The 12,234-nt window shown below is 45.3% G+C and carries 10 protein-coding genes; all 10 read left to right on the forward strand.

Translation table 11 applies throughout. The features are described from left to right. The first annotated feature begins 18 nt into the window (after positions 1-18). The 10 genes from C1S73_RS22585 (at position 19) to tssE (ending at position 12,232) form a co-directional block, all read left to right on the forward strand. Complete coding sequence (locus C1S73_RS22585) at positions 19-2,097, forward strand: type VI secretion system Vgr family protein (protein WP_038867843.1); 2,079 nt, start codon at positions 19-21, stop codon at positions 2,095-2,097. Further along, positions 2,097-2,582, forward strand: coding sequence for a hypothetical protein (locus tag C1S73_RS22590; RefSeq protein WP_038867841.1), 486 nt, complete (start codon positions 2,097-2,099; stop codon positions 2,580-2,582). Before C1S73_RS22585 ends, C1S73_RS22590 begins: the two co-directional genes overlap by 1 nt. Positions 2,583-2,693: 111 nt before the next feature. Further along, positions 2,694-4,013, forward strand: coding sequence for a hypothetical protein (locus C1S73_RS22595; RefSeq protein ID WP_038867839.1), 1,320 nt, complete (start codon positions 2,694-2,696; stop codon positions 4,011-4,013). After that, entirely contained in the window at positions 3,994-4,986 is a 993-nt protein-coding gene (locus tag C1S73_RS22600; protein WP_038867836.1) for a DUF2169 family type VI secretion system accessory protein, read from the forward strand. Before C1S73_RS22595 ends, C1S73_RS22600 begins: the two co-directional genes overlap by 20 nt. Then, positions 4,979-5,923, forward strand: a complete 945-nt coding sequence (locus C1S73_RS22605; protein WP_038867834.1) for a hypothetical protein — start codon at positions 4,979-4,981, stop codon at positions 5,921-5,923. The genes C1S73_RS22600 and C1S73_RS22605 overlap by 8 nt, the downstream gene beginning before the upstream one ends. Positions 5,924-6,156: 233 nt before the next feature. Then, on the forward strand, positions 6,157-8,163 hold the full coding sequence (locus C1S73_RS22610; RefSeq protein WP_038867832.1) for a serine/threonine protein kinase: 2,007 nt from the start codon (positions 6,157-6,159) through the stop codon (positions 8,161-8,163). A 2-nt stretch (positions 8,164-8,165) separates the two neighbouring features. Continuing rightward, positions 8,166-9,743, forward strand: coding sequence for a type VI secretion system protein TssA (gene tssA, locus C1S73_RS22615; protein WP_038867830.1), 1,578 nt, complete (start codon positions 8,166-8,168; stop codon positions 9,741-9,743). A gap of 26 nt (positions 9,744-9,769) precedes the next feature. Continuing rightward, positions 9,770-10,276 carry a type VI secretion system contractile sheath small subunit gene (gene tssB / locus C1S73_RS22620; RefSeq protein WP_038867828.1) on the forward strand — a complete coding sequence of 169 codons (507 nt, stop codon included), beginning with the start codon at positions 9,770-9,772 and terminating at the stop codon, positions 10,274-10,276. Between the two features lie 8 nt (positions 10,277-10,284). Next, positions 10,285-11,760, forward strand: a complete 1,476-nt coding sequence (tssC, locus tag C1S73_RS22625) for a type VI secretion system contractile sheath large subunit (RefSeq protein WP_038867826.1) — start codon at positions 10,285-10,287, stop codon at positions 11,758-11,760. A gap of 61 nt (positions 11,761-11,821) precedes the next feature. After that, on the forward strand, positions 11,822-12,232 hold the full coding sequence (gene tssE / locus C1S73_RS22630) for a type VI secretion system baseplate subunit TssE (RefSeq protein WP_038867824.1): 411 nt from the start codon (positions 11,822-11,824) through the stop codon (positions 12,230-12,232). Positions 12,233-12,234: the final 2 nt, after the last annotated feature.

Here is a 12,234-nt window from a genome sequence, read left to right on the forward strand (position 1 = left end):
TTGTATCAGGTAAAAGATATGGTGAATGACGTAGAATTTAAATTTGAAGTGCCAGGGTGTGGGCACGACTTTCGAGTAGAAAGCTTTCAAGTGAATGAAGAGCTTTCGAAGCCTTTTCACATCAGTCTCTCATTACTTTCACTTGATCCAGATATTTCTTTTGATGCCTTGATTCGTAAAGCTGGCACGTTAACTCTTTATGGACAGGGTGTAGGTGCTGCACGCGTATTCAACGGGGTAGTAAACGAAGTTCGTTACCTAGGTACGGGTCGTCGCTTCTCTCGTTATCAATTGGTTCTGGTTCCTCAAGCTTGGTTCTTATCTCAGCGTCAAGACTGTCGAATCTTCCAGCAGAAATCTGCGAAAGACATCATCACGGAAGTGCTTGATGATGGCGCAGTTACCGACTATCGATTTGAAGTCTCGGGTACTTATCCTCCGAAAGAATACGTACTGCAATATCGTGAATCTGACCTTCAGTTCGTTCAGCGAATGATGGCAGAACACGGTATGTGGTATTACTTTGATCACACTGATGCGAACCACACCATGGTGATTGTGGATAGCAACGATGCTATTGCGCCTTTGGTGAGCTCTCCTATCAACGCTTCTTATATTGGACCGATTGTTTATCACGCTGATGGCGGCGGTGTTGCTGACCGCGAGCACATCTCTGACCTAGAGCTTGTTAACCGCGTGCGAACGGGTCAGGTTACGTACACGGACTACAACTACGAGCAGCCAAAGATCCCGCAAGAGATGACGCATGCAGGTGATCTCGACCAAGATCTCAAGCAGTTTGATTATCCGGGTCGTTATGTTGATCCTGCAATGGGGCAGGTGAGAACGACTGAGTGGATGTCTGAGAACATTGTTGATAATCAACAAGTTGAAGCAAGCAGTGATGTGATGCGTTTGGCATCCGGCTACAGCTTCAACATCAGTGATCACCCTCGTTCGGCGATCAACCGTGATTACATCATGTTATCAGTGATGCACACAGGACAAGACCCACAAGTGCATGAGGACGAAACAAGTGGTATGCCAACTACGTACTACAACCAGTTCTCTTGCATCCCTCGCGACGTGGTATTCAAAGCTCCTAAACTGGCGGCTCCGCTTGTAGACGGCCCTCAAACGGCGGTAGTGGTTGGTCCAGCAGGCGAAGAGATCTACACCGATAAGCTTGGACGAATCAAAGTTCAGTTCCACTGGGATCGTTACGGCGATAACGATGAGCACGCAAGCTGCTGGATTCGCGTAAGCCAATCTATGGCTGCTCCAACGTGGGGTGCGGTTTATTTGCCACGTATTGGCCATGAAGTTGTCGTTACCTTCCTTGAGGGAGACCCAGACCGACCGCTTGTAACAGGCGCGGTGTACAATGGCCTGCATTTCCCTCCGTACTCATTGCCAGAAAACAAAACGCGTACCACGTTCCGTACTCAAACGCACAAAGGCACTGGTTACAACGAGCTGAGCTTTGAAGATGAAGCGAACCAAGAAGAAGTCTACATTCACGCTCAAAAAGACATGTCGACGAAGGTACTCAACAACCGTTACCGAGACATCGGTCAGGATGAGTTCTTAAAGGTCGCGCGTCACCAAACTAATGAAGTGCATGGTGACCATAAAGAAACTATTGATGGCCACAAGACAACACAAGTAAACAGCACCTTTACTGAGACGGTAGAACAAGACGTCACTGTGACTTACAACGCCAATGAAACTCAGTATGTGAAAAACAATTCTGATTTGGAAATTGGTGATAACCGTACAACCAAGATCGGTAAGAATGACGACTTGGATGTGGGTGAAAACAGCAACCTGACTGTCGGTGCTTCTAAGAGCTCTGATGTTGGTGCTGACGATAATCAAACGGTAGGTGGTAACTTAACCGTATCGGTGAAAGGTAACACGTCTTACAAAGCCGATGGTGCGACGCAAATCATCAGTGGTGACAAGATTGTATTGAAAACCGGTGGTTCTTCATTAGTGATGAACAGTGACGGTTCAATCAAGCTTTCTGGTTCTTCAATCACCATTGAAGGCAGCGATAAAGTCGTCGTGAAAGGTGGTAACGTAGCGATTAACTAATGATGGAAAAACAACCTCTTATTGCAGAAACCATCACGAAACAGCAAGCCGAATCACCGGCTTGCTTTTCGCGTTTTGGAACCATAGTCGCCATTAACGAGTCAACGGGCAGTGTCCGTGTCGATTTTGATGGTAATCCATTCAATCAGCCGCTCACTGCAAGGTTAGGGCGTGGCTTTCGTCGCAGTGAATTACAAATGGCAATAGATAATAAACTGAGTTGCCGTATCGAATTTATGAACGACGACTTAAGCTTGCCTCTCGTGACGGACATTTTTTTCTCTATTCTGAATGACTCTGACGAGTTCGTGTTGAGAGCGAAAAAGATGGTGATAGAAACCGAGCAAGAACTGATCGTCAAAAGTGGTGAGACAGAAACGCGCTACAGTGGGCGTGATGGCCGAATTACGACGAAAGCGAAATACGTCACCTCACAAGCAGAAAAAGCTCAAAAGATTCAAGGCGGAACGATCGCAATTAACTAGTTACCTCGAGTTAGCTACTTACTGTGAGTTAACTAATTGTTTCGAGTTAACTAACTGTTTCGTGTTAACTAATTGTAATCGCGTTATCGCACGCTAATAACGGATAAGTAGATGCGACAAAGAATCGGTGTTGAACACCTAAATGCCCCCATAACTAACCAGCTCGTTGAAAGCGCTTTAGCAAAAGCAGAGAAGGCGACCAACGAGCTTTCCCAATTGCCGGCATCTTGGCTGGGTTTCTGTAATGAAAAGTTATCGATAGCATCCGAGAGTCTCGGTTTTTTACTCAAACAACGTGTCCAAATCCACAAACGTGGTTACCCAAGCCGAGAGATTGAGTATCTCAAATTGATAGAACGTCAGATTGAAGAGCTCAAACAGGTTTATCTCTCGTTCTATCGACTTACCCCAGGGCTGTTCCATCAACTAAAAAACCAAGAACCAGAAATTTATGTTTGGCTCGCGCTACAGAATGAACTTGGTTCAGATATTGATAATCTATTAGTTGGCTTATCGGTACTTGAAGAGTTAGATAGCAACACTGCGATGGTGTTTGTGACTCAATCGCCCGTTGAACACCTCGACAGTGTGATGTCAGAGCTGATTGAAGGTAACTCGAAAACAAGCGCGTTTTATTTTGAATGCTTACGTGTAAGGCAAGCATTAAGCGTTGCTCTGATCAAGCGCTGGCATAAAGCGGAAATCATTAGTTCCAATCTCGCATTACCCCTGTTGGCATTACAAGATGTAGAAGAGGGCATTGAGTGGATTAATGAGCATGCGAATGGTGAGCAGTATCTGTTCGAACGCTTGATCACCAAACGTGATAGAAGCACTTGGTTCCGCCAGTGTTTTGGTATTGACCCGAGTGGATTGCCTTCGGCACAAGTGCTGACTTTCGCCAAACTTTTGGAGCTCAAAGAGTTTGAATCCTTTGATATATCTTCATCGCTGGCGCCTGTTGATTTTGCACTAACGGGTGATTGGAAATTGGTGCCTGAGATCATCGAGCAGTTAGAGCGACTAGAAGAAGATGAAGGCGAGGTTTGGATTCAAGCCCTGTATGTCGTCTACGGAAAGCTCCTTCCTCTTACTCCTCAAGAAATAGGTGTTGAGTATGAGTGGGAAGAGATTGTCGATTTACTCAATGAGTGGCTTGAAGACGACAAGTACGTTCAAAACTTACCAAGTCGTTTGGGGTATTCACTGAGTTTCGAATCTACTTTGGCAGCAATGCAAGATGCCAATATAGACGTGATGTTTCGTGATTGGCTATGGCGACAACTCTGTATTCAATCTAGGGCTTATGTGCCTTGGGATATGGCGATGCCAATTCACCAACAAGATTGGAACTTCAACAACTTAAAAGCAGCACCTTCTGCGAGCGAACGATTCAACTTAAGGAATAGCAATGCAGTTATGGGACATTGAAGCGCACCCCGAGCTATCGCTTAAAGGGCGCTTTCAGCGTGATGAAAACGGCGATGAAGTGTGGGTTGTTGTCGCGAAGCGTACTTGGCAGTTTGATGGTGTAGTATGGCATGAGTTGGGCGAAAGCGAGATTTTTGATGATCCTCAATATTTGGGAGAAGAAGGCTTCTCGGCAATGAAAATGGACCATGAATTCGCCTATACCAAAACTAATACTGACGTACTGGTCTACGGAAAGGCGCGCAGCTATGCGAAGAAACCGGTGACTTACCAAGAGTGCCGCGTGTTGATTGATGGCCATATCGACAAGACACTTGCTATTCACGGTGAACGTGTATGGGTAGAGCATGGTGGCAGTATTACGCTCAGCAAACCGATTCCTTTCATCGAAAAAGACATTGACTATACCTGTGCCATTGGCGGTGACTTACGGAACCGTATTGGCGGCGGTGTTGCCGATTCCAGTAAAGAATTAGTTGAGCAAAAGGTGCCTTCGGTGTTTTATCCAAAAGAAGATTGGAGTGCGACAGGTAAAAAACTGCGTGTGGCCGGTTTTGGGCCGATACCTCCGTTCTTTGAATCTCGTCAAAAGTTGGCGGGTACGTTTGATGACGATTGGATTGAAAACCGCAAACCAATGTTACCGGTCGACTTCGATAGACGCTTTTTCCAAAGCGCACCTGTTGACCAACAATGTAAAGGTTTCCTTCACGGTGGTGAACGTTTGATGATGAGTGGTTTTTGTCATGACGACACGGTTTCATTTCGCATCCCTAAAGAAAAATACCGTGCGCTTGCTACGTTCAAACAAGATACTTATCAAGCCGATATGTCGATGTATACCCTATTTGTCGATGCTGAAAAGAAAACGATTTCAATCAGTTATACCTCCGCATTTCCTTGTCAGGGGAAAGAGCACCTGTTGGTATCAACGTCCATCACGAAACTGGCAGAGGTAAGTGAGCATGCATAATTCGACAGGCCGTTATGTCTTAGGAATGGAAGTGATGACGCCGATGGGCATGAACCTCGATATCTCAAGCAGTGTCGCTCATGCTGATTTAGCCAGATTTGAACAAATCGTTGGAGAAGACGGGATTGAGCGCTTTACCTACGCGAAAATCGAATACACCAAAGACACTGAGTTGTTTGAAAAAACGTGTGAGATAACGAGTTATCTACTCGATTCTTTATTGATGCAGTTACCGCGTTCTTTGAAACCGATTCCATTATTGATCGCCGTGCCAAGCTCTGTCTCTCTAGTAAAGGTGCAGGAATGGCTTGGTGAAAGTGACTATTCTGACTTTCTTTCTGTGGTCCAAGCAGTGCATGCAAGCGGGCCTAGCTTTGTGCTACAAGCCATGAAATCACTCGATAAATACGACGCCATGATGTGTGTGAGTGTCGATTCGTTAGTGAGCTCCCTTGACTCGTTAATAAGTGAAGCAATGGTTATGAGTACCAATAATCCATGGGGCGTTATTCCAAGTGAAGGTGGTGCGGGGTTGATTCTGTGTCGAAGAAATACAGTAGAAACATTAAAACTCAACCCCCAAGCGCAATTAGGCTATATCGATACGGAATTAAATTCGTCAGATAGAAGAGGGATGTTTCGGTTGGTTCAACGTTCAAGTAAAAAACTGGCATCCTTTGGTGAGGTTTTTTCGGATATGTCAAACTTACGTGCTCACACTGAAGATTATGGTTTCGCTTTGGGTGCAAAGGCGGAACGCTTTACTTATCCAGAACAACCTCAACTTATCAATGAGTTATGGGGAACGATGGGAAGCTCATCTTCGCTTGCTTTGGTCGCTTATGCTGTTAAAAACCACCACTTTAACCAACCTACATCATTGCTGATGTTTGACTTTAATGGTGATAAAGGGCTACTCCAATTATTAGCCTGTTAATTGGATCACACACTTATAAATAGTGAAATAGGCAAAGTTTTTATGATCGGTATTTAAGATGCCAAAACAAGGGAACTAATGTAGTGAAAGCGTAAGTCAAAGCGACTTATAAATTAGTAATTATCACTAAAGTAATAGACTTACTGTTCGTTTTAAATACCAGCCTTGAAACAAGGATGTTTCAGCAAATATTATTTCGCTCTAATAATATTTGTTCGATGAAAGAGTGCAGAGTGTCTGATAAGCAGGGAGCAGCCAAAGGATATATTGATCAATTGGTTGTTAAAGCCATTGAGAAAAAGAAACAGAACGAGCAAAGATTGGCGCAAAAAAATAAGCCAAAGCTTGAGTACGTTCTTTTTTCGCAATTTGATGTACTAGACACGCTGCCTTCAAAAAATGGTAGAACTACGGTTTACCATCTCGCCAAGAAAGGCCAGCCAGAAAAACAAATCTGCTGCAAAGTCGTCAATGAAGAGGCGCCAGAAGTTGCCAGCAAAATGTTGGTTAATGAAGCCAGTCGACTAGAGATTTCCCAGCATCCAAGTGTTGCTGAGTTTATTAAAGTCGGCAACGAGTTCGAACGTCCGTATTTGATGTATGAGTGGATTCAAGGCGAATCTCTCGCAGAAAAAATGGAACGTCACTCGACTAAGGGCTTTCGTCACGATCACATTGCTTGGCTCGTGTATCAACTGGCAGGTGCGCTTGAGTTTATGCACACCAGAGGCATCTGCCATCTCGATATCAAACCATCAAATGTGCTTGTCAGTGAGGGCGATTACGTCAAGCTGATTGATTTTGGTGCGGCTCGTTATATTGGTGAGACTGAGACACATGCCGAAGCCAGTCTGAGTTACGCTTCGCCGCTTTATCTAGAGACAGGCACAACCGAGCCACAAGACGACGTATATTCTCTAGCTTTACTAACCGGACATCTATTTATCGGTGCTATTTTTGGTGATGCTTGGCATAAACAGTTAAAAGATCGCAAGCGACCTGCACTCATTCCCAACCACATTTGGAAGCTGCTGAAGCAAGTCATCAATAATCCGAGAGGGCATGGCTATACAGCCATCTCATTTGCCCAACAGCTCGCACGTATTGATACGCAGTCGATTGATTCACAATCAAACGCGCCAATTTTTAGTAGCTTACGCAATGCAGATTTATTACTGACGCATTGCAAACCGCAAGATAAGTCTGGCTATGGACGTTTCAAAATTTTAGAGGCGAGTTTGGTGCTCAGCGTGATTGCGATTACTGGCAGCTACTTGTACCAACAAAACCAGCCAGAATGGAAAACCATTGTTAAGTCTGAGCCATCGATTTCACAGGCTGAAACACCTTTGGTTAGTACGATCAAGCCAGCACAGACGGCCTCTTTCTTAGCGCAGCCACCCTGGGATATTGAATTCGCTCTTAATGATATGGAAAAGAACGTGGTGACTACTGCGCCATATCGTGAAGCTTTCCAAGTGCAACAGATGAAACTGTCTAAGTTGTACAAGAAGAACCAAAGCCAGTTGACCGCTTATCAAGACTTAGCGGATGACTTACCAAAAACCTTAGTCGATATTCGCAAAGAGTTGGTTACGTTGCGTGAGAAGCTTGTCGATGATGGTGCGCTGTTTCCTTATGCTGATAAAACCCTGACCAAAGTGATGGCAGGTTTGAACGTTGCTGCGGTTGATTCAATGAAACTGTCTGCCGTTGCGGGCAGCAAAGATGAGCAAATCGCTAATTTGATTTTATCGGGTGAAGCGAAGCAAGCAGATGATGAAATGAAAGCGGCTTGGTTGCTCAATCAGTCAGAAGCTTATTTCTACAGCCAGGTACTGCCGAAACGAGTCTTAGAAAGCATTAATGAATCCATTGAGCAACATGCGAAGGACCATTACTACACTAAAGCGATTGACGAAGCAAAAGCCGCAAAAGCTTACTTTGGTAATACGCCAGAACTCAGTAAAAAAGTGAAAGATCTGATTGTCGCAAGAAGTGAATTCATCTTGTTTAGCACAGTGACAGAACAGTCCATTTTTGATCAGCAAAAACTGCATGACTCACTGGCGGATCTAGAGCGTAACGCACCCAAAAAATTCAGTGAGATTACCGAGCTACTTAACGGTATGGCATCAGATTCCATCGACAAAAGCCATCAACTGTCTAAACCAGCACGTGGCGCGATCGCTGTGGAAAGAGCCATTAAAGATTATCTTTTATCTGAAGGGCGAGGTTAGTGATGTCAGTGATTGATATTGAACGCTTGCTTACGCCAATTTCAGACGCAAATCCAATCGGTGAAGACGCGCGTTACGAGTTTTGCTACGAAATGATGGAAGCCGAAGTGAAGAAGTTTGGCTCTTTGTTTGGGGAAACTGTGGAATGGGGTGTCGTCAAAACGCATGCTACCGAGGTTCTTGAACATCACAGCAAAGATCTTAAGGCGATTTGTTATCTCATTCGTGCACTTACAGAAGAGTCAGACTTGCAAGGTTTTGAACAGGGCTTGCAGCTGCTTAATGGGGCGTTAACGAAGTTTGGTGCGAATCTTTACCCAACCAGAAAGCGAGGTAGAGATGGCGCCGTTGAGTGGTTAAACCATCAGTTTAAGCTGGTAAGTGGTAAGTTAGCGGAAAGTACACAACCTTGGGAGCTTGTCTCTCGTTGTATCAGTACGATTGAAGACGTACAGCGCCAGTTTGATGATGTTTTCCAAGATTCAGAGGTGGATTTCTTTGAGATTCGTACCCAGCTGAATATCTTATCGCAACAAGCTGGAGCGGACTCTCACGAGGCGGGTACGACATCTTCAGCGGAACAAAGTGCGCCCGCTCAATCTGTGCAAGCGGAAAACGCAGAAGAAGCCCCTAGGCCAGTAGCGGAGCAACCATCAAGCAGTCAAAGCGTATCGGCTGTAGCTAAACCGAAAGTGGCCAAAAAAGCCGCGGCGCCGGAGGTTGATGTTGATACGGATTTCTCCTCACCAACTGCTTCTAAACGCACCTTGAAGAAGGTTGCGGAGGTCATGCTTTATTCCAACGCGAGCGATCCACTTGCCTATCGAATTTATCGTCATCTGACTTGGGATGACATTGATGACTTACCCGATCATCAAAACAACGAAACACCGCTCAGTTTAGCGGTCTCTTCCGATCAACAAGCGGAGTATCGTGACAAGGCCAACCAAGAAAGTGATATCGATACGATTAAGCGTTTAGAGCGCACACTAACCGACGCGCCTTTTTGGCTGACGGGCCACTTCTATGTCTATTCAATGCTCACCAATCTGGGCTTTGACGATGCCGCAACGGCGGTGAAGCAAGAGGTGAGACGTTTCGTTGAATCACTGGAAGGCATTGAACACCTTTCATTTAAGAATTCTATACCATTTGCGGACGAAGCAACTTTGGCTTGGTTATCGACTCAAGTTGCAGGTTCATCGGGCTCGCCAGCGGTCATTCAGACCGTGGTGCTTACCGAGGACGATTCGTCGCTAATGGAGGATATCACCCTAGAAAACCTAGGGGAGCGTGCTGCAGAACTTGCTCGCAAACTCGAACTGGATAGCTCGGGACGTGGGCAATTTTTGCTGTATTTACAATTGATAACAGCTTACCAGTCTGTTGGATTATACCCGTTGTGCTTGCCGTATCTTGAGAAGGGTTGGGACGTACATCAGGAATTTAATCTTGAGAGCTGGGAACCACACTTATCTTTGCAACTAAAAGACCTAATTCGAAAAACACTCCATCCGTTATTCCGAACCAAGGATCTTTTACCTGCCAAGTATGAACAGTGGAAAGCAATTTATGACTGATTACAGAGTTAGATAAGGAACTAATTATGTCACGTGACGGCTCGGTGGCTCCTAAAGAGCGAATTAATATCCGTTATGTTCCAGCAACTGGTGATACGCAAGACGACGTTGAACTGCCGCTGAGCATGATGGTGGTTGGTGACTTTACTGCACGTGCAGATGAGACGCCAATCGAAGAACGTACGCCAATCAATATCGACAAAGACAACTTTAACGAAGTGCTAGAAGGCATGTCTCCAAACGTTAGAGTAAACGTTGAAAACCGCCTTTCTGATGAAGAAGGTGCGCAAATCGGTGTTGATCTAACGTTTGAAAACATGAAGGACTTCTCTCCTGAAGCGATCGCGAAAAGCGTACCAGAGCTAAATAGTCTGCTCGAGCTTCGCGAAGCCTTGGTTGCATTGAAAGGTCCTCTAGGTAACGTTCCTGCGTTCCGTAAGAAGATCGCATCGGTTCTTCAAGATGAAGAAGCGAGAAAGAAACTGTTGGATGAACTAAGCATTGGCAACGACCAAGAAGCGAAAGAAGAGTAAGGGATATCATGTCTGCAGAAGCACAAGCGCCAGAACAAGAAGCAGCCTTAGTTGAATCAGGGTCACTTCTGGATAGCATTCTTAACGAAACTCGTTTAAAGCCAAGTGATGAAGGTTTTGATGTTGCAAAACGCGGCGTAGAAGCATTCATCAGTGAGCTACTAAGCAGTTCGACCGCAGAGAAAATCGATCAATCTTTGGTTGACCTGATGATCTCTGAAATCGACCAAAAATTGTCAAAGCAAGTTGATGCCATTCTTCACAACGAAGAAGTGCAAGCCATCGAATCGACGTGGCGTGGTCTTAAGTACCTAGTTGACCATACTGACTTCCGTGAGAACATTCAGATTGAACTGATCTCTGCGAAGAAAGATGAAGTACTAGACGATTTCGAAGACGCACCAGAAGTGGTGAAGTCTGGTCTATACAAACAGATCTACACTCGTGAATACGGTCAATTTGGTGGTAAACCTGTTGGCGCGGTAATCTGTGACTACGACCTGTCTGCATCATCTCCAGACATCAAATTGATGGAATACATGGCGAACGTGGGCGCGATGTCTCACGCACCGTTCATCACGTCTGCATCTTCTAAGTTCTTCGGCCTAGACAGCTACGAAGAGCTACCAAACCTAAAAGACCTTAAGTCTGTATTTGAAGGCCCACAATACACGAAATGGCGTGGCCTGCGTGAGCACGAAGACGCACGTTACCTAGGTCTGTGTACGTCTCGCTTCATGCTTCGTACGCCTTACTCGGTAGAAGATAACCCAATCAAAGCGTTTGATTACGACGAGCAAGTAACAGACAGCCACGACAACTACCTATGGGGTAACTCAGCGTACGCTATGGCGTCTAAGATCAGCGAATCTTTCGCTAAATACCGCTGGTGTCCAAACATCATTGGTCCTCAAAGTGGTGGTGCGGTTCAAGATCTACCGGTTTACAACTTTGAAGCGATGGGCCAAATCGAAACTAAGATCCCAACTGAGATTCTTGTTTCTGACCGTCGTGAATACGAACTGGCAGAAGAGGGCTTTATTGCGCTAACGATGCGTAAAGGTTCTGACAACGCGGCATTCTTCTCGGCGAACTCTATTCAAAAACCAAAAGTGTTTGCGAATACGCCAGAAGGTAAGCAAGCAGAGATGAACTACAAGTTGGGCACACAGTTGCCTTACATGTTCATCATCAACCGTCTAGCACACTACATCAAAGTGCTACAGCGTGAGCAAATCGGTTCTTGGAAAGAGCGTTCTGACCTAGAAATCGAATTGAACAAGTGGATTCGTCAGTACGTATCTGATCAGGAAAACCCGCCAGCAGAAGTACGTGGTCGTCGTCCACTACGTGCTGCGAAGGTTGAGGTATCAGACGTAGAAGGCGATCCAGGTTGGTACAAAGTATCAATGTCTGTACGTCCTCACTTTAAGTACATGGGCGCAAGCTTTGACTTGTCACTAGTTGGCAAGCTAGACCAATAACCCATTGCTGATAATATCAAGCAGCCAGTGAAGACTGGCTGCTTTTTTCGTAGGACCGGATATGGAAAAAGGTTATCGTCTTTTAGAGCGCATCGAGCTTGGTGAGCCCAAAAACTGCTATGAGAAAGTCGTTTCTCATCGTCATTTAATCGAATCCATTCACTCGCATTTGGCGGATTTGCTCAACACGCATTCGGGCAATGCGATGATAGATAGTGAATACGGCTTACCTGACTTTAACGACGTACTCTCCAACAATACAAACCTCGTTCGACACATTCAAAACAACATCACTTCAACCATAGAACGCTTTGAACCGCGATTGCTGAATGTCGAGGTTCATTACCGAGAAGACCACCACAATCCTTTACAGCTTGGGTTTGGTATTCGAGGTGAGGTTTCCCATAACGGCGGTAAAGTCCCAATGTCTATTGACGTCTACATGGGAACTGACGGCCAATTTAACGTTTAGTA

The sequence above is a fragment of the Vibrio jasicida 090810c genome, from assembly GCF_002887615.1.
Classification (GTDB): Bacteria; Pseudomonadota; Gammaproteobacteria; order Enterobacterales; family Vibrionaceae; genus Vibrio; species Vibrio jasicida.